Genomic DNA, 24,531 nt, shown 5'->3' with positions numbered 1-24,531 from the left:
AAAAGGCCCGTCATGACGACGAGCCTTTTACATCACAGCCGCTTATCAGGCGCCGGCTGGTACATCATGGGCGGTGTTATTGAGCACCGGTCCCTGGTATTTCTCGATGTCCAGCTGGGCCATCTGTCCGCAGTTGCCCTGAGCCAGGTTTGAGGAGCCAATGTCGAACGTCAGACAGTTGACGTTGCCGTTCTTACACAGCGACCCGGATTCGTTCGGATCTGCCGGATCGAACCAGGCACCTTCGCTGATACGCACTACGCCCTGGCGTACTCGGTCGGTGACAACTGCCCCTACCAGAATCTGTCCACGGTCGTTAAACGCACGCACTAATTCGTTGTCAGCAATGCCGCGCGCTTTCGCGTCCTCCGGGTGTATCCAGATGGCTTCACGGTCGGCTACGGCATACTTCTTGCGCAGCGGCGTGTTGTCCAGCTGGGAGTGCAGGCGGTTAATCGGGTGCGCGGTGTTGAGCGACAGTGGATACTTGCTCGCCTCTGGCCCTTTATACCACTCGTGCGGCGGCAGCCAGCCCGGCAGTCCCGGACAATCTTCATAACCCATCTTCGCCACCGCTTCAGAGTAAATTTCAATCTTACCTGACGGCGTACCCAATGGATTAAGCAGCGGATTGTCGCGGAAGTCGGCGAAGCGAACCCACTGTTTGTTTTTCTCCGGCACCGGGAAGCGCACATAGTTGTTCGACGCCCAGAACATATCGAACGGCGGCAGGGCGACGCGGGCGTTGCGGGCCTGCGCCTTCATGCTGTCGTACATCCCTTTCAGCCACTGCATCTCGTTCTTGCCTTCGGTGAAGGCATCCTGCACGCCCAGTTTTGCGGCAATGCCTGAGAAAATTTCAAAGTCGCTGCGCGATTCGTGCTGAGGCGGCACGCACTGGTGCATAGGGAAGACATAGAGCTGGGAGTAATCGCCGCCCATCTCGAGATCGTTACGTTCATAGCTGGTGGTGGCCGGCAGGACGATATCAGCGTACTTCGCGGTAGCGGTCCAGTAAGGCTCGTTGACCACGATAGTTTCCGGATGCTGCCAGGCCTTGATCAGGTTGTTGGTGTCCTGATGCTGGTGGAAGGTGTTACCACCCGCGACGTACACCATCTTCACGTCAGGGTAGGTGACCTTCGCCCCGTTAAAGTCGATGGTTTTGCCCGGATTCGCCAGACATTCGGCAATACGTGCCACCGGGATTGGCGTCGGGCCATTCTTCGGTGATTCGCCCGCAGAGATACCGGCCAGAATCCCACCGCGAGCCGTTGGGCTGCCGCCGGAGGAGTAGTGGTAGCTGAAGCCAAAACCACCGCCCGGCAAACCAATTTGCCCAAGCATCGCCGCCACGGTCACCAGCAGCCAGTGCAGCTGTTCGCCGTGGTGCTGACGCTGAATGCCCCAGCCGCCCATGATCATGGTGCGATTCTTCGCCATGTCGCGAGCCAGCTGGCGCAGGGTGTCGGCTTCGACACCGCAGACAGACGCGGCCCAGTCGGCATCTTTCACTACGCCGTCTTGTTCACCGTTAAGGTAAGCGGCGAATTTATCAAAGCCGACGGTATAGGTTTTCAGGAAGTCCGCGTTGTGCAGCTTTTCGGCCAGTAACGTGTGGGCGATCCCCACCAGCATCGCGCTGTCGGTGTAAGGATGCGGAGCCAGCCATTCGGCGTTCATGTAGTCGATGCTGTCACTTTTCACCGGGTCAACGCCGATGACGCGCACACCTTTTTTCTTCAGGGCATCGAAACCGGCAAGGCCCACGTGGTCCGGCACGTTCCAGCTGTTTTTTAGCGTGACGACAGGGTTACAGCCCCACATCACCACCAGCTGGCTGTTATCCAGCACGTTTGGCCAGGCGGTCTGCTGTTCGTAGACCTCCATGGAACCCACAACGTGGGACATAATGACCTGAGCCGCCCCGGTGGAGTAATCCCCCGCGTAGCCCAGGAAGCCGCCGGACAGGTTCATCATGCGTTGCAGCAGGGTACGGCTGTTGTGCAGCATCCCCACGCTTTTCCAGCCGTAAGAACCGGCATAGATAGACTGCGGACCATGTTCACTTTGCAGACGGCGAATTTCATCGCTGACCAGCGTCAGTGCTTTATCCCAGCTCACCCGCACCCACTCGTCACGGCCGCGCAGCTCAGGGTGGCAATTGCGGGAACCGCCTTCCAGCCAGCTCTTACGCACCATCGGGTATTTCACGCGGTTTGGCGCGTGAACCTGATGCGGCGCCATGGTTATCAGCTCGTTAGGGAACGGGTCGTCCTGAATCGGGCGAGTCTCTACCATTTTTCCGTCGCGGACAATGGCTTCGAATGCTCCCCAGTGGGCGCTGGTCAGAATGCCCTTTTGGGCCTGACGAAGCACCACAAACTGCGGCAGTGCCTGGCTTACCGCCTCGGCCATTGCGGAGCGAGGGAACAGGCCACCCAGTAAAGAAGCGCCACCCAGAGCCGCGGCACCGGTCAGAAAACGACGGCGGGTTAGTTGCATCTCTTCGCGGTTATTTTTCATTAGTTAGCCTCCTTGCTGGCAGCCGGCATATCGCTTGCGTGCTGTTGTACATAGCGAGTCAGAACTCGCAGCTGTTCCTGATCCAGAGAGGTGCGTGGAGCCATCCCCTTGATCACGCCAATCCACTGGTTTGCGTTAAAGCGGTCAAGCGATGTCAGACCGTGGCAACCGGTACAGTTGGTGGACATCATCGTTGCTGCGTAGTCCCAGATTTTCTTCTGATTGTCGATAAGCTGACCCGCAGGCAGCCAGACCTGGAGCGCACTCTTATGCCATACCAGTTTGGTTTCCGGGTCGGTAAAGTCGCTTACGTGTTTAACCTGTGCGCGAGCCTCTTCGCCAAGCAGGACGCTCAGGATGCGTTTGCCCGCGGCGGCATAGAAGACTTCGTTGACGCCGTCCTGCTGCCAGCCGTCCACTTCTGCGAGAATCATGTTGTTTTCACGCTTCACGACGCTGACTTCGGTGCCGGGCATCAGGTTGCCGGCATTATGCTGCTTGCTGTCGGCGCTCAGCCAGAAAGGCTGGGTGGAGATTGACCAGAGCGTGCTGGCGTTGGCCGGGACTTTCGCCGCAGCGGCGGAAAGTTCGTTTGCGCCAGCGGCAGAGAGTTCGCTCATATCCGGCAGGATATGGGCCACCCCTTTATGGCAGTCGATACAGGTTTCACCGTTTTTGATGGCGACAGGATGTTCATGCTGCGCTTCAGGGCGCTGGGCTAACACGTCCATCGCTTCGTAGCTGTGGCATGAACGGCAGGTAGCCGAGTCGTTCTTTTTCATGGTCTCCCAGACGCTTTGGGCCATTTCCAGCTTATGGGCATCGTATTTTTCAGGCGTATCGATTTTACCGGTCATTTCGCCCCAGACATCTTTCAGCGCCATGACTTTGGTGGTCAGGTAGTCAATGGGCTGATGAGGGACGTGACAGTCGGCGCACTCGGCGCGGATACCTTTGGTGTTCTGGAAGTGTACGCTGCCCTGGTATTCAGCCAGCGGCCGCTCCATAGAGTGGCAGGAGACGCAGAAAGCCGTGTCGCTGGTTTTGTGCATCACCGTAGCACCGCCTGCAAGCAGAGCCGCGCCAATCACAATGCCGATCAGCAGTAACCACAGCCATGTCAGACGCCGTTTGGGCGAACGTTTTGATTGATTCATAGAAAATCCCTTAGAAGAAAAATCAACGCAGAAATATCGCTCTTGGTGGCGATAAAAATTACGCATGAATTATAAGGGATATTTAGAAACTTACCTCATTATGAGTAAGATAAATTACAACTTCGTTGATGCTGCACAACGCGAGGGGAGTAAATGGGGTGTGCAAGTGGGGAATAGAGAGGCGTCATCCAGAAAACACGGTGGATGACGCTGCCGCTTATCCACCCTACCACACCGAGCCGTAGGCCGGATAAGCGAAGCGTCATCCGACAATTGATAGCGGATGACGCTTAAGGCTTACATACGCTCTACGGTCTGGATGCCCAGGGTATCCAGGCCCAGCTTCAGCGTTTTCGCCGTCAGCAGCGCCAGCTTCAGGCGGCTGTTGCGGGCTTCCTGCGTGTCTGCGGTGAGGATCGGGCAATGCTCGTAGAAGCCAGAGAACAGCCCGGCCACGTCGTACAGGTAAGAACACATCACGTGCGGCGTACCGTCGCGAGCCACTACGCTGAGCGTTTCTTCAAACTGCAGCAGGCGAGCGGCCAGCTGTGCTTCGCGATCTTCGGTTAGCACAACAGGCGATTTCAGCAGTTCCGCCTCATCGATGCCGGCTTTACGGAAGACGGACAGCACGCGGGTATAGGCGTACTGCATATACGGCGCGGTGTTGCCTTCGAAGGCCAGCATGTTGTCCCAGTCGAAGATGTAGTCAGTGGTACGGCTTTTCGACAGGTCGGCGTATTTCACGGCGCCAATACCCACCGCCTTTGCCAGGGCTTCCAGCTCATCGGCAGGCATGTCCGGGTTTTTCGCACCGACCAGCGTGCGGGCACGCTCCATTGCTTCATCCAGCAGATCCGTCAGCTTAACGGTGCCGCCGGAACGGGTTTTAAACGGCTTGCCGTCTTTACCCAGCATCATGCCGAACATCTCATGTTCCAGCGGAACGGAATCTGGTACGTAGCCCGCTTTGCGCACGATGGTCCATGCCTGCATCAGGTGCTGGTGCTGGCGGGAGTCGATGAAATAGAGCACGCGATCGGCATGCAGGGTTTCATAGCGGTATTTAGCACAGGCGATGTCGGTGGTGGTGTAAAGGTAACCGCCATCTTTTTTCTGGATGATCACGCCCATCGGGTCGCCATCTTTGTTTTTATATTCGTCCAGATAGACCACGGTCGCGCCTTCGCTTTCCACCGCCAGACCTTTCGCCTTCAGGTCTGCAACGATGCCCGGCAGCATCGGGTTATAGAGGCTTTCACCCATGACGTCGTCGCGAGTCAGCGTCACGTTAAGACGGTCATACGTTTTCTGGTTCTGCGCCATGGTGATATCCACCAGCTTACGCCACATCTGACGGCAGTATTCATCGCCACCCTGAAGCTTCACCACGTAAGCACGGGCACGTTCAGCGAAGGCTTCGTCTTCGTCGTAATGCTTTTTGGCGGCGCGGTAGAACTCCTCAAGGTCAGACAGGGCCATTTCACCGGCGTTTTCCTGCTGCTGCTTTTCCAGATACGCAATCAGCATGCCAAACTGGGTGCCCCAGTCGCCTACGTGGTTGGCGCGGATAACTTTATGACCGAGGAACTCCAGAGTGCGCACCGCGGCATCGCCGATGATCGTGGAGCGAATATGGCCGACGTGCATCTCTTTCGCCACGTTTGGCGCGGAGTAATCGACAACAATAGTTTGCGGAGCCACGGTATTGACGCCAGCACGGTCAGAGGAGACGGCGGCATCGATGTTTTTCGCAAGGAACTGCGGGTCGAGGAAAATATTGATAAAGCCAGGGCCTGCAATCTCAACTTTGCTGGCGATCCCGGTCAGATCCAAATTAGCGATAACGGACTCTGCGACTTGTCGTGGTGGCTTGCCCAGAGATTTCGCAACCGACATCACGCCATTGGCCTGATAGTCACCGAACTGGACTTTAGCTGACTGACGAACCTGTGGTTCGCAATCCGCAGGCGCGCCTGCGGCAATCAGTGCCTGACTGACTTTATCTGAAAGAAGAGCCTGAATATTCACCGGGATACCTTACATTTTGCTTTGGGCCGCCGGAATGTCACGGCAGCCGTATCGTGGGGGATAAAATAAGGCGCTAAGTATAACTGTATTTAAACCCCTCCGTCAGCAAAAGCCTTGCCCCGTGCGCCCTGAACTAAACTCAACGGTATAGTGAATAACCATTCAGCAGCGAAGCGGCGTTCGCAGGGTTGGTCGCGGCGGTTTTAAAAGGTAGATTAGCGCCCTTCAGGTTCCCGAGGATATGACAATGGCCCACTGGCAGACAATTGCAGAACTGAATGATATTTCAGCGGATCTCCCGCGTTTTACAAAAGCGTTAACGGAACTTGCCACGCGGCTCGATCTGGATATCTCGCCGCTTGATGCCGATCACATTTCATTGCGCTGCCATCAGAATACGACAGCGGAGCGCTGGCGGAAGGGGCTGGAGCAGTGCGGGACGTTACTGTCGGAAAATATTATCAACGATCGGCCTATCTGCCTGTTTCGACTGGATGAACCGGTGTGCGTGGAACACTGGAAGTTTACGATTGTGGAGCTGCCGTGGCCGGGTGAGAAGCGCTACCCGCATGAAGGCTGGGAGCACGTTGAGATAGTGCTGCCGGGTGAGCCTGAAACGCTCAATGCTCGTGCGCTGGAGCTGTTTTCCGACGCTGGCCTGCGTCAGACGGGGATTTCGGTAAAAACCAGCTCGCCGAAAGGGGAGAATGAACGTTTACCTAATCCAACCCTTGCGGTGACGGACGGCAAAGTTACCCTCAAATTCCATCCCTGGAGTATTGAGGAGATTGTCGCCAGCGAACAGGCCGAACTATAGCCCGTTGACCGCCGTTTCCATGCGGCTAATGGCTTCTTCCAACAGGAAAGCAGGGCAGCCGAAGTTGATTCTGACGAACTTGCTGTCGCCAAATTCATGGCCCGGTGAGAAGCCAAGCCCGGCCTTCTGGAAGAGAAGCGCCGGGTTATCAACCTCCAGTTGACTGGCATCCACCCAGGCAAGATAGGTCGCCTCCGGCGAAACCATCTCCAGCCCTTTTATTCCGTTAACGGCCTGCACCAGCCGGTCGCGGTTGTGGCGCAAATACGGCAGCAACGCTTCCAGCCATGCATCCCCTTCGCGCCAGGCCGCATTGGCCGCCGTTAGCGCGAGAATATCCACGCTCGGCACAATCCCTTCGCGGGTTTTATTAAAGCGTTTACGCAGTTCGGGATTAGGAATAATAGCGATGGAGGCTCCGAGACCCGCAATATTGTAGGTTTTAGAAGGAGTGATAAGCGTGACCGAACGCTGCGCCGCATCCTCGCTTAGGGTCGCAAACGGGATATGTTTCACTCCCGGTTCCAGAATCAAATCGCAGTGAATTTCATCAGAGCAGACAATCATGTCATTCTTCTGCGCGAAGGCCAGCTGCTGCTGTAACTCTTCCCGACGGTACGCGGTGCCGCCAGGATTTTGCGGGTTGCACAGCATCAGCAGCTTTTCTTTGCCGGTAAGCTGGGGCGCAAGGGAGGGCAGATCCATTATCCAGCGGCTATTCTCAAGGCGCAGCGGGGCATTCAGCTGGGCACGATCGGCAAGCACGGCAGACCTTTTGAACGGAGGGTAAACTGGCGTTGGAGTAATGGCACTTTCATCCGCAGCGGTGAAAGCCCGCACGCAGAGATTCAGGCCCGCAACGATGCCGGGTAGCACAACAATCCATTCCGGTTTGATATCCCACTGGTAGCGGCAAGCCATGCGTTCTGCTACGGCTGCAATTAAATCACGTGGAACGTCGCCGTAGCCGAAGACACCGTGTGCCACCCGCTGGTGGAGGGCTTCGATAATGCAGTCCGGCGAGCGGAAATCCATATCGGCAACCCACATCGGCAAAACTTCCTCACCAAATTTGTGCCATTTCTTGCAGTCGCTGTGACGGCGGTCGATCCCTTCGTCGAAATTGAATGCCATGATAATTTACCCCGTTGTGATCGTCGTTTCAGATTACCATTCTGGGTAACTGACACAACTGCCGGCCTGAAGATTTTTAAGGAGTAATCAATGGCTTTGCTGGAAATTTGTTGCTATGGGATAGATTGCGCGCTCACCGCCGAACAGGCCGGTGCGGACCGCATTGAATTATGCGCCGCACCGAAAGAAGGGGGGCTAACCGCTTCCGCCGGCGTTCTGCGCAAAGTGAAGCAATTAGTTTCCATCCCCGTGCACCCCATTATTCGACCGCGCGGCGGGGATTTCTGCTACTCCGAGGCCGAGTTCGCCACCATGCTGGAGGATATCGCCTACGTGCGTGAGCTTGGCTATCCTGGCCTGGTCATTGGGATGCTGGATGAAGAAGGCCATGTCGATCGGCTTCGCATGGAACAGGTGATGGCCGCCAGTCGCGGCATGGCGGTAACCTTCCATCGCGCTTTTGATATGTGCCATAACCCCGTGCAGGCGCTGGAACAGCTAAGCGATTTGGGGGTGGCGCGCATACTGACTTCCGGGCAGCAGGAGAATGCAGAATCAGGACTTTCGCTACTCAGGGAACTAAAGCAGCGTTCCCGCGCTCCAATCATTATGGCCGGTGCTGGCGTGCGCCTGGGCAACCTGCAAAAGTTTATCGAACAGGGCATTGATGAGGTGCACAGTTCAGCAGGACAGAGCGTTGCCTCCGTGATGCGCTACCGTAAAGCGGGCGTATCGATGAGTGCCGATGCGGAAGCCGATGAGTTTAACCGCTACTGCGTCGATGGTGATGTGGTGGCAGCAATGAAAGCCGTACTGGCTGCCGGGAAAACCGCAGTCAGTGGCTGAACGATTTTAACCGCGCATCATGTCGCCCATATGATGTTGCTCGTACCAGGCCCCGGTGTTTTGCCGGGGCTTTTTTTATGCAATTTGCGAGTGGCGCAAATGGTCTGGTCTGGCTTAGCCGTGTCGGCGAAATTCTTGTGACTGGCTTATTAATACCCTGCCGAAAATGCGGAAGCGGCTCTCATTGCTCTTATCTATTGCCCATTCCCGGTACTTAGGATTGTCTGAAAGGACCAGAATGCGGTCCGGCACCAGCTGTAGGCGCTTTACGTGGATCTTCTCATCAAAGCCGAACACGTATATGCCGTCGCTTTCTAACTGACGGACGGTCACGTCGACGAAGAGCAAATCACCGGGCTCAAGCGTGCCGGACATGCTGTCACCGCGCACGTTAATGACTTTTATCGCCGACTCCGGCCTGCCGCCGAACAGGGCGAGAGCGTGCTCGCTGTTGTAGACGATAGCGTGGATGGTTTCAACGATATCGCTGCTGTTGACATAGCCTTCGCCCGCGCTGGCGCTGACGTCCAGAATATCAACGCGATATCCCTCTTCTGCCTCCATTTCTGCACTATCAGCTTCGCTGTGCTTTTGCACAGCGAAGCCTGGCTCTGCCTGAGCAAAAAGATCGTAGACCGGTACCGCAAGCGCCTGGGCAATTTTGGCCAGCGACGCCTCGGTAAAGGATTTTTGCTTGCCGGTTTCAAGGCGAGAGATATTCCCCGCGTCGCTGCCTATTGCCGCCGCAAGATCTGTGATGGTCATGTTCCGCGCCTGGCGGAGGTCCCGAATGCGTTTTCCTATGTTCATAGCTTAATTACAAATCACTTTTGCGATTTTTGCAAATTTAATTGCGCAAATGACAAAATGCTTTTAATGTGTGAATTACGCAAATTAATTTGTCTTTTACGCAACTCGCGTCTTCATCGTTGTCGGTTAACAAGTTAATTTGCGCAAAACCTAAATTAACGCATCGAGGAACAATGAAATGAAAAGACTTTTAAGTGCAGCAATCATGCTTATCGGCATGGCGGCATGTCATTCGGCACTGGCCGAAGAGACCTTACCGGAAGGGGCGGCAAACGTAGTTTGCAAATATTCTCACACGCTGGCCGACGACCCCATTCTCTATCCGGGGAAACCGGGGGTTGCCATGTCCCACGATTTCTTTGGCAATGAGGCGGCTAACGGCAATTCAACGGCGGAAAGCCTGCTGACCAAATCTGCGAGCACCTGTGAAAACGTGGCGGACGCAACGGCCTACTGGGCACCGTCGTTGCGCCTGGCGGACGGACGGATCATTAAACCAAGCTACCAGAAGACCTACTATACCAACCAGGCAATACCCGGCGAAAATCGCTATAAGGTGAACCCGCTGCCGAACGGTATTCAGCTTCTCGCCGGTGACCACCACGGCAGCGCTGCAAACTCGAATATCAGCTTCATCTGTACCGGCACGGACTACATGAATGACATTCCTACGCAATGTAAGCCCGATCCGGTCAAGGGAACGCAGTTTAATATCGGAATTAGCTTCCCGACCTGCTGGGACGGCAAGAATTATGCTCCTCTGGTGATGAGCGGCGGGCCGAACAATGCGGCCTATGCGGACAAAAGTGGCACCTGCCCGGCGGGGTATCCGAAACGTATTCCGCATATCAGTATTAACGTGGCCTATATGCTGGGTAACGTGACCGATCTAAGCGGCGCACAGCTGTCGCTGGATCCTACCCTGGATGACAAAGGCAACGTAGTGCACGAAAACTGGGGCTCGTTATATACCGCACACGCAGATTTCTTCAACGGCTGGAGGCCTGAAGCGGCAAAGTATATGGCTGATTTCTGCATGAACAATGCTATCGACTGCGGTAAAGAGGTGGCCTATAGCTATACGGAAGCGCTGGCCGATGCGTCTGTGACCGACGGCGATGCCCATGCTACCAACTTCGGCCGCGACAAAACATTAACGCTGCAGAACGGCGGCGAGGGGTACTCCCAGACTAACAGTTATATCCGTTTTAAAATTCCAGAGGGGGCGAGCAATTTCCCTAAAGGGTTTACGCCGGTTTACAAGCTGAGTCTTCATGGCCGCGCGCAGCCGGATGGTGTCTCCGGGGTTGGGATTTATATCTACGCCACCAGCGATGACTGGGATGAAAATAAGATAACCATGGATAACGCGCCTGACTGCTCAAAAGCCACTCTTTTCTGGATGAGCAGCACCGAAATGTATAACTCTTATGACATTACGCCACTGGTGCAGTCAGCAATTGATGCGGGTAAAAAGACAATCTCGCTATGCGTGAAAGACGGTACGGACAATAACTTTAAGTTCGATATCGGCAGCCGCGAAAGTGGCCATAAGCCGGTACTTTCACTTATTTCGTATAATGAGTTTGGTGTCTGAGCAAAGTGAAAAAGGGCAGCAGGCGCTGCCCTTAATTTTTTATGGCTTGCGGGCCACCAGTACGGCGCGCAGCGGGGCAGGGTAGCCTTCGATCGTTTTGGTAGGATCGTTCGGGTCGAGGAAGTCGGCCAGGGATTCAGTGGTCAGCCAGCTGGTGCGGCGCTGTTCTTCGCTTGTGGTGTAGCAGTGGTCGACGATTTTCACATCGACAAAGCCGCACTTCTCCAGCCAGTTTTTTAACGCCAGCGCCGATGGGATGAAGTAGACGTTGCGCATCTGCGCATATCGTTCCCCAGGCACCAGCACCGTGTTCTCGTCACCTTCCACCACCAGCGTTTCCAGCACCAGCTCGCCCTCTTTCGCCAGCTGATTTTTTAGCTGATAAAGATGGTCCAGCGGCGAGCGGCGGTGATAGAGCACGCCCATTGAAAATACCGTGTCGAAGATATTCAGCTCGGGAAGCTGTTCGATGCCCAGCGGCAGCACGTGAGCGCGCTGGTCGTTGCCCAGCAGCTTGCGCACCGCTTCAAACTGGCAGACAAACAGCTGCATCGGGTCGATACCCACGGCCAGATGCGCGCCCGCGCCAATCATGCGCCACAGGTGATAGCCGCTGCCACAGCCGACATCAAGAATAGTCCGGCCAGCAAGCGGGGAGATATGCGGCAGAACGCGATCCCATTTCAGGTCGGAGCGCCACTCGGTATCGATGTCCACGCCGTACAGCGAGTAGGGGCCTTTGCGCCACGGCATCAGGTTGCGCAGCAGTTTCTCAATGCCCAGACGCTGACCTTCGCTCAGCGGCGTCTGCGATTCGGCGGTGACGCTGTGCAGCAGATCCAGGCGGTACGGAGCCAGCTCCGGCAGATACTCAACCGTGTTGTACCAGTGCTTAAACTGGCCGTGAAGATTCTCGCGTTGCCAGGTGGCAATTTGCGCGGGCAGGGTTTCCAGCCACGGGGCCAGCGGGCTTTTTGCAATAAGCTGATAAAAATTACCAAAGTCGATCATGCCGGGGTTCCAGATTTCAGTGCGACTAAAGAGCCAAAGTTAAAGCACTGGAACCACAGTTCCGCGTGGTCAAAACCGGCTTGCTTGAGGCGTTTTTTATGGGTTTCTACAGAGTCGGTGAGCATGACGTTTTCCAGCATGCTGCGCTTCTGGCTGATCTCCAGCTCGCTGTAGCCGTTGGCACGCTTGAAGTCGTGGTGCATGTTAAACAGCAGCTCGCCAACTTCGTCATCCTCAAAGCTGAATTTTTCTGACAGCACCAGCGCGCCGCCAGGGTTCAGGCCCTGATAAATTTTTTCCAGCAGCAGCTGGCGGTCGTCTGGTTCGAGGAATTGAAGCGTGAAGTTCAGCACGACCATAGAGGCGTTTTCGATATGGATATCGCGGATATCACCTTCGATAACATCTACCGGCGTCTGCGCCTTAAAGGCGTTCAGATGGCGACGACAGCGTTCGACCATCGCCGGGGAGTTATCTACGGCGATAATTTTGCAGCCGTCGTGCTGAATATTACGACGCACCGACAATGTTGCCGCACCCAGCGAGCAGCCCAGGTCGTAAACCTGGCTTGCGGGCGTGACGAAGCGTTCGGCCAACATACCAATCATCGAGATGATGTTGGAATAACCCGGCACCGAGCGCTGGATCATATCGGGGAACACTTCCGCCACGCGTTCATCAAAGGTCCAGTCGCCCAGCTGGGCGATAGGTGCGGAAAACAGCATATCGCGGTCAGACATCACTTATATCCGGGAAATTCGAAAAGGCGTATTTTGCGTTAATGCAGCGAGAAAACCAACTCCCACGGCATATACCACAGATTAGCCAGCACCATTAGCAACAGCGAGCACCAGGTTGCGCTCATACCGGAACGACGCCAGCGGACCAGGCGGTGATGAAATCCGTAGTAGTGCATCAGGCGGCCAGCGATAAGAAGGATCCCGCACACGTGTACCATCCAGGTCTCCGCGCCGTTCATTTCCATCAGCAATAACAGGACCAGCGCGACGGGAATGTACTCCACCGCGTTGCCGTGCACGCGAATGGCATTTTGAAGCTCGCTGAATCCGCCGTCACCATAAGAGACGCGATACTGCAGGCGCATGCGAACGACATCGTAAGAAAACTTAATCAGTAGCAAAGCACCCAGCACAGCGTAGAGCGCGCATACCATACTCAATATCCTTTAGAGCCACAGCGTGGCCCTTATGATAGCAGCGCTGAAATTAGCTGTCGCTACCCCTAAAAGAGAGACTCCTGGCCAGGAATGGACGGTTCATCACCGATCTGCGGAAAGGCGCGCTGCAAGCCAGGCCACAGGATATGCACCAGTTCATGCACGTTACCTATATCCGGGGTGTGTAAAAAGAGAAACGGCGTCGATTTTTCCGTCCATTCAGGCAGAGTTTTGAGCCACACCTGAAACATTTGCAGATTTTGCTGCATATCGTCGCTGCCGATAAAACGCACCAGCGGGCTGGCGGCGGTGACCAGGGCATGCACCGGCACCTTCGGTTTTTTGCGCTGCGCTTCACGAATCGCTTCGCTGTGGGGCGTTGCGCTGTGCACCGGGCGGCTGTCCAGAATCGCGCGGTTAACGCCTCGCTCGTGCAGGCCCCGGTTCAGCGCTTGCTCATCGGCGCTTTTATCAAAAAATGATGGATGACGCACTTCCACGCCGTAGGTGAAATCCTTCGGCAATGTATCCAGAAAGTGCCACAGCGCCGGAAGGTCTTTTGGGCCAAAGGTAGCGGGAAGCTGTAACCAATACTGCCCGATACGATTTGCTAATGGAGAAAGCCTGTCAAAAAACTCGGCGGTGAGATCGCCACACTGGCGTAACGCCGCATGGTGGGAAATCGTGGCCGGGAATTTAAAGCAAAAGCGGAAATCGTCGCTGGTCTGTTCGCGCCAGCGCAGTACGATTTCGGCTTTCGGCAGGGCATAGAGCGTGGTGTTGCCCTCCACGCAGTTAAAATGACGGGCGTAATCCTCAAGGGAGGTTATGCCCAGCCGCACCCACTTAGGATGCGACCATTGTGGAAGGCCAATGTACATCATTCTACTCGTCATCCTTCAGGCTGTAGGGGTGTAGGCTGCAGTCCTTCACCCCAGTTAAAGTAAGCTCCCGGGGACTCTTTCCCTTGCCGCCTACCTACAGCTCGAAGGCTATAGGGTAGAAGGCACCCGTTTACAATGCAGCCATTACTTCTTCTGTAGAACGAACGCGGCCAATACGCGGGAAGATGTTGGTCATGCTGCCCTGGTGCTGGGCGGCGTCCGCTGCGGCACAGGCATCCTCAACAACGACCAGATTAAAGCCAAGCTCCCATGCGTTACGCGCGGTGGATTCCACGCCAATGTTGGTGGAGATACCGGTTAGCACGATGGTATCGATGCCGCGACGGCGCAGCTGCAGCTCAAGGTCGGTGCCGTAGAACGCGCCCCACTGGCGTTTGGTGACTTCCAGATCGCTGTCTTTTTTGCCCAGCGCAGCCGGGTATTGCCACCAGTTTTCCGGCAGAGCATGCGCGCCGGCCTGGGCATCAACAGGCTGCTTCAGCGCTTCGGCAAAGTCTTTTGACCAGCCGACGCGCACCATGATCACCGGCGAGCCGTTAGCACGGAATTTGTCAGCCAGTTTTGCGGAGCGAGTCACCACATCCCGGGCGGTATACGGACCACCGGCAAACGGTAAGATCCCTTCCTGTAAATCAATGACGACCAGCGCGGTGCGGGAAGGATTCAGTTCTAAAATATTGCTCTGAGACATGCGGTGACTCCGGTTCAAAATGGGTTTGCGGTGAATACCTTACGCTGTAATCTGCGTTACACAGTTTACAATTTTTGTTAATTTTTGTGAGAATTGGCAATTCCTGACGCTTTCAAACGCACCAGTCGCTCGCTTCGGGCTTATCGCCGGGCATTATTTCCAGTATAATAGCCCCCTTTTTTCATCCATATCAGACAGACAAAATAGCGGCCACCGGGGTGCCAGGCCATGCAGGCAACAACCCGTGTGCGGCTAATTTAAGGGACATCTCATGCGTACAGTATATTGCGGGCAGCTCAATCAATCCCATGTTGGGCAACAGGTCACGCTGTGTGGCTGGGTCAACCGTCGCCGCGACCTCGGTAGCCTTATCTTTATTGATATGCGCGATCGTGAAGGCATCGTGCAGGTGTTTTTCGACCCGGACCGTCAGGACGCGTTCAAGCTGGCATCCGAACTGCGCAATGAGTTCTGCATTCAAATTACCGGTACCGTGCGTCCGCGTGATGAGAAAAACATCAACAAAGATATGGCTACCGGTGCGGTGGAAGTCTTCGCCACCGATTTGACCATCATCAACCGTTCCGAATCGCTGCCGCTTGACTCCAACCACGTCAACACCGAAGAAGCGCGTCTGAAATTCCGCTATCTGGATCTGCGTCGCCCGGAAATGGCTAACCGCCTGAAAACCCGCGCGAAGATCACCAGCTTCGTGCGCCGCTTTATGGACGACCACGGTTTCCTGGATATCGAAACCCCAATGCTGACCAAAGCCACGCCGGAAGGCGCGCGCGACTACCTGGTGCCGAGCCGCGTTCATAAAGGCAAATTCTACGCGCTGCCGCAGTCCCCGCAGCTGTTCAAACAGCTGCTGATGATGTCCGGCTTCGACCGCTACTATCAGATCGTAAAATGTTTCCGTGACGAAGACCTGCGCGCCGACCGCCAGCCTGAATTCACCCAAATCGACGTCGAAACTTCCTTCATGACCGCGCCACAGGTGCGTGAGGTGATGGAAGAGCTGGTGCGTAAACTGTGGCTGGACGTGCAGAACGTTGACCTGGGCGACTTCCCGGTGATGACCTTCGCCGAAGCCGAGCGCCGCTACGGTTCCGACAAGCCGGACCTGCGTAACCCGATGGAGCTGGTGGACGTAGCCGATCTGGTGAAAGACGTTGAGTTCAAAGTCTTCTCCGGCCCGGCGAACGACGCAAAAGGCCGCGTAGCCGCACTGCGAGTGCCGGGTGGCGCGCAGTTAAGCCGTAAACAGATTGACGATTACGGCAAGTTCATTGAGATTTACGGCGCGAAAGGGCTGGCTTACATCAAGGTGAACGAACGCGCTAAGGGCATTGAAGGCATCACCAGCCCGGTAGCCAAGTTCCTGAATGCTTCCATCGTGGAAGAGATTCTGGCCCGCACCGGCGCGCAGGATGGCGATATGATCTTCTTCGGCGCAGACAGCAAGAAAGTGGTTGCTGACGCGCTGGGCGCACTGCGTCTGAAAATTGGTAAAGACCTGAGCATCACCAACGAGAACATGTGGGCGCCGCTGTGGGTTATCGATTTCCCTATGTTTGAAGACAACGGTGAAGGCGGCCTGACCGCGATGCACCATCCGTTCACCGCGCCGAAGGACATGACGCCAGAGCAGCTGGCTGCCGACCCTGAGGCCGCCGTGGCTAACGCCTACGACATGGTTATCAACGGTTACGAAGTGGGTGGCGGCTCGGTGCGTATCCACAACGGCCAGATGCAGCAGACCGTGTTCGGCATCCTGGGTATTAATGAGGAAGACCAACGCGAGAAGTTTGGCTTCCTGCTGGACGCGCTGAAATACGGTACCCCGCCGCACGCGGGCCTGGCGTTTGGCCTGGACCGTCTGACCATGCTGCTGACCGGAACCGACAACATCCGTGATGTTATCGCCTTCCCGAAAACTACCGCTGCGGCGTGTCTGATGACCGAAGCCCCAAGCTTCGCTAACCCAACGGCGCTGGCCGAGCTGGGCGTGGCGGTAATCAAAAAGGCTGAGAAAGAATAAGATGGCCTTTAAGCGTCCCGTCTCGGTACTGGTAGTGATTTTCGCGCAGGATACCGGACGGGTGCTGATGCTACAGCGGCGCGACGACCCTGATTTCTGGCAGTCGGTTACCGGCAGCATAGAAGAGGGGGAAAGCGCGCTGCAGGCTGCACTTCGCGAAGTCAATGAAGAGGTCGCCATCGATGCTGCTCACGAGCAGATCGCCATGGTCGACTGTCAGCGTTGTGTGGAGTTTGAAATTTTTACACATTTGCGTCATCGCTACGCGCCGGGCGTTACGCGCAATACAGAATACTGGTTCTGCCTTGCGCTGCCTCATGAACGCCAGATAACCATTACGGAACATCTGGCCTGGAAGTGGACCGACGCCAAAGCGGCGGCGGCCATGACCAAATCATGGAGCAACCGGCAGGCGATTGAAGAGTTTGTCATTGATGCCGCCTGAAAAAGGCGCTTTTGGAGATTGTTATGGCAGGTCATAGTAAGTGGGCCAACACGAAGCACCGCAAAGCGGCACAGGATGCCAAGCGCGGTAAGATTTTCACCAAAATTATCCGTGAGCTGGTGACAGCGGCCCGTCTGGGCGGCGGGGATGCAGGTTCCAACCCGCGTCTGCGTGCAGCTATCGATAAAGCGTTATCCAACAACATGACGCGCGACACCCTGAACCGTGCCATCGCACGTGGCGTGGGCGGCGATGAAGACGCGAACATGGAAACCATCATTTATGAAGGTTACGGTCCCGGCGGTTCTGCGGTGATGGTGGAATGCCTGAGCGACAACCGCAACCGTACCGTGGCGGAAGTGCGTCACGCGTTCAACAAGTGTGGCGGTAACCTGGGAACTGACGGCTCTGTGGCCTATCTGTTCACCAAAAAAGGCGTCATCTCTTATGCCCCTGGCAAAGATGAAGACACCGTGATGGAAGCCGCGCTGGAAGCCGGTGCCGACGACGTTGTGACCTACGACGACGGCGCAATCGACGTCTTCACCGCCTGGGAAGATATGGGTGCGGTGCGCGACGCGCTGGAAGCCGCTGGCCTGAAAGCCGACGAAGCAGAAATCTCGATGATCCCGTCCACCAAAGCGGACATGGATGCAGAGACTGCGCCTAAGCTGATGCGCCTGATCGACATGCTGGAAGACTGCGATGACGTGCAGGAGGTTTACCACAACGGTGAGATCTCCGACGAGGTGGCGGCAACCCTTTAATGGCGTTGTCCGTGACCGTTAACCTGTTTACGGGAGACGCGTGATGGCGATTATTCTCGGCATTGACCCGGGATCGCGCGTCACCGGTTACGGCGTTATCCGCCAGACCGGCCGTCAGCTGACCTACCTCGGTAGCGGCTGTATTCGTACTCAGGTAACCGACTTACCCTCGCGTCTGAAGCTAATCTACGCGGGGGTGAGCGAAATCATTACCCAGTTTCAGCCGGAATACTTCGCCATTGAATCCGTTTTTATGGCGAAGAACGCCGACTCGGCGCTCAAGTTAGGCCAGGCCCGCGGCGCTGCGATTGTGGCGGCGGTAAATCAGGATCTGCCGGTATTTGAGTATGCCGCCCGCCAGGTGAAACAGACGGTGGTCGGCATCGGTAGCGCAGAGAAGAGCCAGGTGCAGCACATGGTGCGCACGCTGCTGAAACTCTCTGCCAACCCGCAGGCGGATGCGGCGGATGCGCTGGCGATTGCCATCACGCACTGCCACGTGACGCAGAACTCAATGCAGATGAGTGATACGAGGTTGAATCTGTCGCGAGGAAGATTAAAATAACCAGGGCTGGATATTCATCCAGCCTTTCTTATATGATAAGCCTAATTTTTTGCACAACCGCAGGAGCATAACGTGATTGGTCGACTCAGAGGCATCATCCTTGAAAAACAGCCGCCTTTAGTTTTAATGGAAGTCGGTGGCGTAGGGTATGAAGTCCATATGCCGATGACCTGCTTCTATGAGCTGCCGGAAACCGGCAACGAAGCGGTGGTGTTTACCCAGTTCGTGGTGCGTGAAGACGCCCAGTTGCTGTACGGCTTCAACAACAAGCAGGAACGAACCCTGTTCCGCGAGCTGATTAAGGTGAACGGCGTTGGCCCGAAGCTGGCGTTAGCCATCCTGTCCGGCATGTCCGCGCAGCAGTTCGTGAACGCCGTTGAGCGTGAAGAAATTGGCTCGCTGGTCAAGCTGCCTGGCGTGGGTAAGAAAACCGCCGAGCGCCTGATTGTCGAAATGAAAGACCGCTTCAAAGGCATGCACGGCGACCTCTTTACTCCGGCGGCCGATCTGGTGCTGACCTCGCCTGAAAGCGGGGCGACGGACGACGCCGAGCAGGAAGCGGTTGCCGCGCTGGTGTCTCTGGGCTATAAACCTCAGGAAGCAAGCCGTATGGTCAGCAAAGTGGGCCGCGCCGGTGCCGATTGCGAAACCCTGATCCGCGAAGCACTCCGTGCCGCACTGTAGCGCTCCTGAGGTAGATAAAGGATGATTGAAGCAGACCGTCTGGTATCCCCGGACACCATCACCCCGGACGAGCTGATTGACCGGGCGATCCGTCCGCGAATGCTGGCGGATTACGTCGGCCAGCCGCAGGTCACCTCGCAGATGGAAATCTTCATTGAGGCGGCGAAGCTGCGCGGGGATGCGCTCGATCATCTGCTGATATTTGGTCCGCCGGGGCTGGGTAAAACGACCCTGGCCAACATCGTCGCTAACGAAATGGGCGTTAACCTGCGTACCACTTCCGGCCCGGTGCTGGAGAAAGCAGGGGACCTGGCCGCAATGCTCACCAACCTTGAACCGCACGACGTGCTGTTCATCGATGAGATCCACCGTCTTTCGCCGGTCGTAGAGGAAGTGCTCTATCCGGCAATGGAAGACTACCAGCTGGATATCATGATCGGCGAAGGCCCGGCGGCCCGCTCCATCAAAATCGATCTCCCTCCGTTCACGCTGATTGGCGCAACCACGCGCGCAGGCTCCCTGACATCCCCGCTTCGCGACCGCTTCGGCATAGTGCAGCGGCTGGAGTTTTATCAGGTCAAAGATCTCCAGCACATCGTCGGGCGCAGCGCCAGCGTGCTGGGGCTTGAGATGAGCGAAGACGGCGCGTTCGAAGTGGCTAAACGCGCGCGCGGCACGCCGCGTATCGCCAACCGCCTGCTGCGCCGTGTGCGTGACTTTGCGGAAGTCCGTCACGACGGCACCATCAGCGCAGAAATCGCCGCCCAGGCGCTGGATATGCTGAACGTGGATACCGAAGGCTTTGACTATATGGACCGCAAGCTGCTGCTGGCGGTGATCGATAAGTTTCTCGGCGGCCCGGTAGGGCTGGATAACCTGGCGGCAGCCATCGGTGAAGAGCGTGAAACCATCGAGGACGTGCTGGAACCGTTCCTCATCCAGCAGGGCTTTTTACAGCGTACTCCGCGTGGCCGCATGGCAACGCCTCGCGCCTGGAGCCACTTCGGCATTGTGCCGCCGGCGCTGCCCTGAATTCGGCTCACCGGGGAATATTCCCTTGCCCCGGTGGCTAACACTTCAAAATGGCGTTTCGCTGCCAACGTAGCAGCGCAAACCTCTGCCTGAAAACAGCGCGGCTAAGCCTGCCATTTTTTGTTCATCAGGCGCATGCCACTCCCGCACCGGATAGTCTTTCCCCGTCTGCTGCCACTTGGATTCGCCCAGACGGTGGAAGGGCAGCAGATTAATCTCCTGCGCGCCAGCCTGCTTCATAAAAGCCGCCAGTTTTTGCATATTTTCCTCATCGTCGTTAAAACCGGCAATGACGGGGCCACGTAGCACCAGCCTCCCCGACCAGCTGCTGCGGAGAAGCGTCTGGATGTTGTGCAGGATCAGCTCATTTTCAACGCCGGTACACTGATGATGACGCTGGCTATCCATATGCTTAACGTCCACAAAGGCGAAATCGATACACTGCATAACCTGCAAAAAAATGTCCGTACGAATAAACGCCGCTGTCTCGATGGCGGTATGAATTCCGAGTTTCTGGCAGCGCTGAGCCAGCGTTTCGAGAAAGTTATGCTGTGCGAAAGGATCGCCGCCGCTGAAGGTGACGCCGCCGTTTTCTCCCCAGAAGTCCCGGTCATCTTCGAGGCGCTGAAGCAGCTGGCCGACGGTCATCCGTTTTCCGCAGCGTTTCAGCGCTTCCTGATAACAGGAGTCGGTACAGCTGAGTTCTTTGCAAACCCGGCAATGGGCATGCGCCAGCGTTACTTTTCCATCGCTGATAGTGAGTGCCTGATGCGGGCAGCGATCCAGACAGCGCGTGCATCCCCGGTCTGCTTGACAGCGTGTTTCGCTGAACATCAGCTGCTCGTGTGCCTGTCAGCTTTCCGGGTTGGCGCACCAGAGGCAGGCCAGGCGGCAACCCTTCATAAAAATGGTTGTCCGATTACCGGGGCCGTCGTGAATAGAGTGGCTTTGAATATCAAAAATAAGACCAGATGAATGATCCATAAGGACTCCTCCGCGCGTGAAAAAGCCCGCAGGATGAGGCGCGCGGGCTTTAAGATACGCTAACGCCTAGCGGTGTTTAAAGGTTTCGCACAAAGCGGCATTGGTATTGGCATCTACCCAATAAGGTCTTGGGCGACCCGCGCAGTGGCCTGTTGCTGCCTGGACAGAAAAATGGCTACAGTGGGCGCAGCGGGGCTTTTCCGAAAAATCGCTGCATGTTGGCGAGTCCGTCATGACCATTTCGCCACTTAACCGGCAGAGGCCTTTTGCCACATCGACAGGACAAAAATGGTTGCATTGAGCGTGGTTAGATTGTGTCATTTTAGAGCTCCTCATATTCTGTTCTGGCAATAACTTCGTCCTGAATAGGCTTGCCAATTTCGCACCAGTACTGGGTAAATCCGGCAACCCGAACCATCAGCTCGCGATAGTTGTCAGGATGCTGTTGGGCGTCACGCAACGTCCGGGAATCGACCACGTTGTACTGAATGTGGAATCCCCCCTTACGCAGATAATTGCGGGTCAGCTCAAGCAGCTTGCGGGAGCCCGCGTTGCCGCTAACCAGCGTTGGATGAAGCTTGAGGTTCATCTGCGAGTTTTGCGACTGGCTGTGATCCCAGACCGTTGCCGAGCGGAACAGGGCATAAGGGCCGTTGCGGTCTGTGCCCGGATACGAGGACATGGAGCCGTCAGAGTAGGTTGTCCCTGCCAGTCGGCCATCTGCACTAGCCAGCGTACTTGCGCCCTGCGGCCCGTGGGTGGAAACGGATATCTGGCAGCCGTACATTTTTTTGCCGTAAAGCGATTCGAATGTCCGGGCCATAGAGCAGAACCACTCTTCGTACAATTTAAGAATGTCGTCGGCGAAAGCATCGTTATTGCCATACTTTGGCGCGCCGAGACAGGCGGCATAAATGTCCTCGTAGCAGCCGGAAGTATTCGCTTTACGTTGCTCAGCCATTGAGTAACAGCCGCTTTCCTCCGCGGTCTGATAACCGAAGTTGTTGATCAGTGCGTCAGTTAGTTCTTCCAGCGAATAGTTCTGCGCGTCGTAAACGACTTGTTTGATCGCCGCAAGGGAGTTAATCAACGTAATGGTGCCGCAGCTTTCAATGTTGTAGGTCGCGTTGTAGCGATAGCCCATCTGACCAATATGTCTGCCGCTTTGCAGACAGTCGGGCTTCAGGATGGAGTTCACCACCGACATGTTATTTTTCCGCCAGATATCCATCTGGATATTATTGGCTTTCGCTACCACATCGCAGGTTAACTCGTAATAACGGGTGAACTGCTGCCAGAGCTGCTCAAAGGTTTCCAGCTGTTGGTTGTGCGGGGCATAAACCTGGATACCGGTACGTTTATCCAGGCCGTTGGTGAGTACAAGTTCGAGTATTTTCGGGTTGGCAAGGAAGTGAACGCCCGTCGCTGCGGTCTGCCCAGAACCACCGGGGATATCATAAGCTTTGCCGTTTAGCGTCAGTGGCAGGAAAGATCCGGGGGAAGTTTCCAGGCAGCCACCAATGGCAATAGCGCGGGCTTCCTGAAGATCCATGCCTTCCGCGGCATACTGATTTAATAAGAACTGCATCCCAACCTGATTGTTTATCCAGGCGGGGTAGCCGGTCCCGGTTTTGGTGCATTCGATGGCTTGCAGCAGGAAAGATTCGGGGAGTTTTTCATCGTAAAGCACGCTGAGGGTTGGTTGCGGAGTCTGACAGCGTATCCCCGCCTCTATGATTAACTCCTCAAGGCGGTTTACAGCGGAGGACCCATCCTTTTTCAGGCCGCCCAGCACCACGTTATTAAAGGTGTTTCCCGAAAGGACACCGCCTACAACGCCGGTTGAGGCGAAGCAGTCAACGCAGGTAAGCTTAACCCTGTAGAGCTGTAAGAGCTCCAGCGCTTCGTCTTCGTCCAGCCGTCCCGCGGCAATATCCTGTTCATACCACGGCCAGAGGATTTGTCCGAGGCGACCGGGCGACATACCCGATGCCGCATCCTCATTTAACGTTGCCAGATGCAGAATATAGCTAAGCTGCAGGGCTTCACGGAACGTGCGGGGCTGGTGATGGGCAACCCATGCCAGGCAGTCCGCAATTTCCAGATATTCCTGAGACTGGTGCGCGGATTTACTCTGCACCGCCAGTTCGCGCGCATGGTGTTCGTAGTTGTGGATCCAGCTCTGCAATCCTTCGATAAGTATTCGTACGGCGTCGTAATAATAGAGCCGATCCATACCGATAATGCCGTCGCCGTCTGCATTACCGGCGGTCTGGTCATGGCGCTGTCCGGCGATGTCTTTGATACCATCCAGGCCAAACTGCAACGGGTAATAGTAGTTAACGACTTCGTGCCCCTGCGGAATGGTATACCCCGAATCAAACATGCAGATGACGGACTTCATGATGTTTTCTTTGGTCTGGTAATCCGGGAGATGCATTTCGTACTTGTGTCCCAGAGCTTCTATCGAACGGCCTGCCCATGCCTTCGCAAGGGTAATCAGCGATGCCGTTTCCTCTGCCCGAATACCAAACTTGCCGGCGATAGAAATGATATTTCCTTCGCTTTTGGTGACATTGCCGCCGCCACCGCCAAACTGAGAGAGCTTGCCAGCACTGTCCGAACCGTTATCAACGCGAGCGGTTAACGAATCCGAGTTCGCGAGGAAAAAGCTCTCGGAAAGCCAGGGCATTGGGAAAGAGCCGCGATAATAAGCGGTCTTCTGCATGACCAGTTTTTCACCCGGAAAGATATTGGGGGTCAGATGTGAGAAGGCGCATTTCAGCGCTTCCGCCCGCCGAACGATAGTGACGTCATCGGCTAGTTCATCCCACCTGCGGGTGTACCAGTAGGGGAATTCCGTATCTACGGATGACAGGGTTTTAAAATAGATATCGCGCAGTGCCTTCGCACGCGGATGAGGATTGTCTTTATTTGCTGAAGCGTTGTTGCTTAATGGGGGTACAGATAAATCGTGGTCTTCCACCACGTGCAGTTTACTGGCGTCCATGAAATATGCCTTTTTGCTAGATTGGCCTGCGGCCCTCGTCCCTCGTAATAATCCCTCAGTCTATCTGCTGGTAAATTAGATAGCCTGCTAAGCATGTTCCTCCCGTTTGCTGAAAAAGCAAAATTGAATTGTCTATATTTTTGTTTTATATCAATAGGATGAGTTAATGAGAGTTGTTCCGTAGCCGTAAATCATTTGTATTTACATTCTCATTTACAAAGGGTGACTTTATTTTTTATATATAAGTTCCCGACAAATACGCCGGGAACCTTGGGAGAGGGGGAAAGCGATCTAAACT

At 55.6% G+C, this 24,531-nt stretch carries 23 protein-coding genes; 9 read left to right on the top strand and 14 right to left on the bottom strand.

Annotated elements, in window-relative coordinates:
* Positions 1-45 precede the first annotated feature (45 nt).
* The 3 genes from torA to argS form a co-directional block, all read right to left on the bottom strand.
* The gene (gene torA / locus HYQ67_RS00850) at positions 46-2,526 is read right to left on the bottom strand and encodes a trimethylamine-N-oxide reductase TorA (RefSeq protein ID WP_202300738.1); all 2,481 of its coding nucleotides are present in this window, start codon (positions 2,524-2,526) and stop codon (positions 46-48) included.
* A complete protein-coding gene (locus HYQ67_RS00845) occupies positions 2,526-3,683 on the bottom strand; it encodes a NapC/NirT family cytochrome c (protein WP_202300736.1) in 1,158 nt (385 codons plus the stop codon). The genes torA and HYQ67_RS00845 overlap by 1 nt, the downstream gene beginning before the upstream one ends.
* A 297-nt stretch (positions 3,684-3,980) precedes the next feature.
* Entirely contained in the window at positions 3,981-5,714 is a 1,734-nt protein-coding gene (gene argS / locus HYQ67_RS00840) for an arginine--tRNA ligase (protein ID WP_202300735.1), read from the bottom strand.
* A gap of 247 nt (positions 5,715-5,961) precedes the next feature.
* Here argS and HYQ67_RS00835 point away from each other — a divergent pair, with 247 nt between their 5' ends.
* Positions 5,962-6,531, top strand: coding sequence for a VOC family protein (locus HYQ67_RS00835; RefSeq protein ID WP_202300734.1), 570 nt, complete (start codon positions 5,962-5,964; stop codon positions 6,529-6,531).
* Here the strand turns inward: HYQ67_RS00835 and HYQ67_RS00830 are convergent.
* Entirely contained in the window at positions 6,526-7,665 is a 1,140-nt protein-coding gene (locus HYQ67_RS00830) for a MalY/PatB family protein (RefSeq protein ID WP_202300733.1), read from the bottom strand. The two genes, HYQ67_RS00835 and HYQ67_RS00830, sit on opposite strands and share 6 nt — an antisense overlap.
* Positions 7,666-7,755: 90 nt before the next feature.
* Here HYQ67_RS00830 and cutC point away from each other — a divergent pair, with 90 nt between their 5' ends.
* Positions 7,756-8,511, top strand: coding sequence for a copper homeostasis protein CutC (cutC, locus tag HYQ67_RS00825; protein WP_202300732.1), 756 nt, complete (start codon positions 7,756-7,758; stop codon positions 8,509-8,511).
* 114 nt (positions 8,512-8,625) lie between these two features.
* Here cutC and HYQ67_RS00820 read toward each other — a convergent pair whose 3' ends face one another.
* Entirely contained in the window at positions 8,626-9,321 is a 696-nt protein-coding gene (locus tag HYQ67_RS00820) for an XRE family transcriptional regulator (RefSeq protein ID WP_202300731.1), read from the bottom strand.
* Positions 9,322-9,499: 178 nt separating this feature from the next.
* Here HYQ67_RS00820 and HYQ67_RS00815 point away from each other — a divergent pair, with 178 nt between their 5' ends.
* Positions 9,500-10,918, top strand: a complete 1,419-nt coding sequence (locus tag HYQ67_RS00815; protein ID WP_202300730.1) for a DUF1996 domain-containing protein — start codon at positions 9,500-9,502, stop codon at positions 10,916-10,918.
* A 39-nt stretch (positions 10,919-10,957) separates the two neighbouring features.
* Here the strand turns inward: HYQ67_RS00815 and cmoB are convergent, their stop codons facing one another.
* The 5 genes from cmoB to HYQ67_RS00790 all read right to left on the bottom strand — a co-directional run bounded on the left by cmoB (position 10,958) and on the right by HYQ67_RS00790 (position 14,687).
* Complete coding sequence (cmoB, locus tag HYQ67_RS00810) at positions 10,958-11,929, bottom strand: tRNA 5-methoxyuridine(34)/uridine 5-oxyacetic acid(34) synthase CmoB (RefSeq protein ID WP_202300729.1); 972 nt, start codon at positions 11,927-11,929, stop codon at positions 10,958-10,960.
* Positions 11,926-12,669 (bottom strand): carboxy-S-adenosyl-L-methionine synthase CmoA, encoded by a 744-nt coding sequence (gene cmoA / locus HYQ67_RS00805; protein ID WP_202300728.1) that lies wholly within the window; start codon positions 12,667-12,669, stop codon positions 11,926-11,928. The genes cmoB and cmoA overlap by 4 nt, the downstream gene beginning before the upstream one ends.
* 38 nt (positions 12,670-12,707) lie before the next feature.
* A complete protein-coding gene (locus HYQ67_RS00800; RefSeq protein ID WP_202300727.1) occupies positions 12,708-13,103 on the bottom strand; it encodes an MAPEG family protein in 396 nt (131 codons plus the stop codon).
* Between the two features lie 68 nt (positions 13,104-13,171).
* Positions 13,172-13,990 (bottom strand): DUF72 domain-containing protein, encoded by an 819-nt coding sequence (locus HYQ67_RS00795; protein WP_202300725.1) that lies wholly within the window; start codon positions 13,988-13,990, stop codon positions 13,172-13,174.
* A gap of 130 nt (positions 13,991-14,120) precedes the next feature.
* Complete coding sequence (locus HYQ67_RS00790; protein ID WP_202301058.1) at positions 14,121-14,687, bottom strand: hydrolase; 567 nt, start codon at positions 14,685-14,687, stop codon at positions 14,121-14,123.
* Positions 14,688-14,973: 286 nt separating this feature from the next.
* On the opposite strand from HYQ67_RS00790, the gene aspS reads away from it, so the two are divergent.
* From aspS to ruvB, 6 genes are all read left to right on the top strand, one after another.
* Positions 14,974-16,746, top strand: a complete 1,773-nt coding sequence (gene aspS, locus HYQ67_RS00785) for an aspartate--tRNA ligase (protein ID WP_202300723.1) — start codon at positions 14,974-14,976, stop codon at positions 16,744-16,746.
* A gap of 1 nt (position 16,747) precedes the next feature.
* Positions 16,748-17,191: a dihydroneopterin triphosphate diphosphatase gene (gene nudB / locus HYQ67_RS00780; protein WP_202300721.1), complete on the top strand. Its 444-nt coding sequence runs from the start codon at positions 16,748-16,750 to the stop codon at positions 17,189-17,191.
* A gap of 23 nt (positions 17,192-17,214) precedes the next feature.
* Positions 17,215-17,958: a YebC/PmpR family DNA-binding transcriptional regulator gene (locus HYQ67_RS00775; protein WP_202300720.1), complete on the top strand. Its 744-nt coding sequence runs from the start codon at positions 17,215-17,217 to the stop codon at positions 17,956-17,958.
* Positions 17,959-18,001: 43 nt separating this feature from the next.
* On the top strand, positions 18,002-18,523 hold the full coding sequence (gene ruvC, locus HYQ67_RS00770) for a crossover junction endodeoxyribonuclease RuvC (RefSeq protein WP_202300719.1): 522 nt from the start codon (positions 18,002-18,004) through the stop codon (positions 18,521-18,523).
* A 72-nt stretch (positions 18,524-18,595) separates the two neighbouring features.
* Complete coding sequence (ruvA, locus tag HYQ67_RS00765; protein ID WP_202300718.1) at positions 18,596-19,207, top strand: Holliday junction branch migration protein RuvA; 612 nt, start codon at positions 18,596-18,598, stop codon at positions 19,205-19,207.
* Between the two features lie 21 nt (positions 19,208-19,228).
* On the top strand, positions 19,229-20,239 hold the full coding sequence (gene ruvB, locus HYQ67_RS00760) for a Holliday junction branch migration DNA helicase RuvB (protein ID WP_202300717.1): 1,011 nt from the start codon (positions 19,229-19,231) through the stop codon (positions 20,237-20,239).
* A 45-nt stretch (positions 20,240-20,284) separates the two neighbouring features.
* Here ruvB and HYQ67_RS00755 read toward each other — a convergent pair whose 3' ends face one another.
* The 4 genes from HYQ67_RS00755 to hpdB form a co-directional block, all read right to left on the bottom strand.
* Complete coding sequence (locus tag HYQ67_RS00755; RefSeq protein WP_202300716.1) at positions 20,285-21,073, bottom strand: glycyl-radical enzyme activating protein; 789 nt, start codon at positions 21,071-21,073, stop codon at positions 20,285-20,287.
* An 18-nt stretch (positions 21,074-21,091) separates the two neighbouring features.
* Positions 21,092-21,223 (bottom strand): 4Fe-4S cluster-binding domain-containing protein, encoded by a 132-nt coding sequence (locus HYQ67_RS00750; protein WP_202300715.1) that lies wholly within the window; start codon positions 21,221-21,223, stop codon positions 21,092-21,094.
* 66 nt (positions 21,224-21,289) lie between these two features.
* Positions 21,290-21,544, bottom strand: a complete 255-nt coding sequence (hpdC, locus tag HYQ67_RS24340) for a 4-hydroxyphenylacetate decarboxylase small subunit (protein ID WP_202300713.1) — start codon at positions 21,542-21,544, stop codon at positions 21,290-21,292.
* Between the two features lies 1 nt (position 21,545).
* The gene (gene hpdB / locus HYQ67_RS00740; RefSeq protein WP_202300711.1) at positions 21,546-24,233 is read right to left on the bottom strand and encodes a 4-hydroxyphenylacetate decarboxylase large subunit; all 2,688 of its coding nucleotides are present in this window, start codon (positions 24,231-24,233) and stop codon (positions 21,546-21,548) included.
* Positions 24,234-24,531 lie beyond the last annotated feature (298 nt).

The sequence above is a fragment of the Dryocola clanedunensis subsp. sulfonylureivorans genome (genome assembly GCF_016756775.1).
Classification (GTDB): Bacteria; Pseudomonadota; Gammaproteobacteria; order Enterobacterales; family Enterobacteriaceae; genus Dryocola; species Dryocola clanedunensis.
Note: the sequence above shows the minus strand (reverse complement) of the source record. Positions and strands in the feature narration are given on the sequence as shown.

Excerpts from the sequence above, each read along its gene's own strand:
- HYQ67_RS00815 (WP_202300730.1), top strand. The coding sequence starts at position 9,500 with ATGAAAAGACTTTTAAGTGCAGCAATCATGCTTATCGGCATGGCGGCA.
- HYQ67_RS00750 (WP_202300715.1), bottom strand. The coding sequence starts at position 21,223 with ATGGATCATTCATCTGGTCTTATTTTTGATATTCAAAGCCACTCTATT.
- aspS (WP_202300723.1), top strand. The coding sequence starts at position 14,974 with ATGCGTACAGTATATTGCGGGCAGCTCAATCAATCCCATGTTGGGCAA.
- HYQ67_RS00845 (WP_202300736.1), bottom strand. The coding sequence starts at position 3,683 with ATGAATCAATCAAAACGTTCGCCCAAACGGCGTCTGACATGGCTGTGG.
- hpdB (WP_202300711.1), bottom strand. The coding sequence starts at position 24,233 with ATGGACGCCAGTAAACTGCACGTGGTGGAAGACCACGATTTATCTGTA.
- HYQ67_RS00800 (WP_202300727.1), bottom strand. The coding sequence starts at position 13,103 with ATGGTATGCGCGCTCTACGCTGTGCTGGGTGCTTTGCTACTGATTAAG.
- cmoA (WP_202300728.1), bottom strand. The coding sequence starts at position 12,669 with ATGTCTGACCGCGATATGCTGTTTTCCGCACCTATCGCCCAGCTGGGC.
- HYQ67_RS00835 (WP_202300734.1), top strand. The coding sequence starts at position 5,962 with ATGGCCCACTGGCAGACAATTGCAGAACTGAATGATATTTCAGCGGAT.
- cutC (WP_202300732.1), top strand. The coding sequence starts at position 7,756 with ATGGCTTTGCTGGAAATTTGTTGCTATGGGATAGATTGCGCGCTCACC.
- hpdC (WP_202300713.1), bottom strand. The coding sequence starts at position 21,544 with ATGACACAATCTAACCACGCTCAATGCAACCATTTTTGTCCTGTCGAT.
- HYQ67_RS00775 (WP_202300720.1), top strand. The coding sequence starts at position 17,215 with ATGGCAGGTCATAGTAAGTGGGCCAACACGAAGCACCGCAAAGCGGCA.
- HYQ67_RS00830 (WP_202300733.1), bottom strand. The coding sequence starts at position 7,665 with ATGGCATTCAATTTCGACGAAGGGATCGACCGCCGTCACAGCGACTGC.
- nudB (WP_202300721.1), top strand. The coding sequence starts at position 16,748 with ATGGCCTTTAAGCGTCCCGTCTCGGTACTGGTAGTGATTTTCGCGCAG.
- HYQ67_RS00820 (WP_202300731.1), bottom strand. The coding sequence starts at position 9,321 with ATGAACATAGGAAAACGCATTCGGGACCTCCGCCAGGCGCGGAACATG.
- ruvC (WP_202300719.1), top strand. The coding sequence starts at position 18,002 with ATGGCGATTATTCTCGGCATTGACCCGGGATCGCGCGTCACCGGTTAC.
- ruvB (WP_202300717.1), top strand. The coding sequence starts at position 19,229 with ATGATTGAAGCAGACCGTCTGGTATCCCCGGACACCATCACCCCGGAC.
- cmoB (WP_202300729.1), bottom strand. The coding sequence starts at position 11,929 with ATGATCGACTTTGGTAATTTTTATCAGCTTATTGCAAAAAGCCCGCTG.
- HYQ67_RS00755 (WP_202300716.1), bottom strand. The coding sequence starts at position 21,073 with ATGTTCAGCGAAACACGCTGTCAAGCAGACCGGGGATGCACGCGCTGT.
- HYQ67_RS00795 (WP_202300725.1), bottom strand. The coding sequence starts at position 13,990 with ATGATGTACATTGGCCTTCCACAATGGTCGCATCCTAAGTGGGTGCGG.
- torA (WP_202300738.1), bottom strand. The coding sequence starts at position 2,526 with ATGAAAAATAACCGCGAAGAGATGCAACTAACCCGCCGTCGTTTTCTG.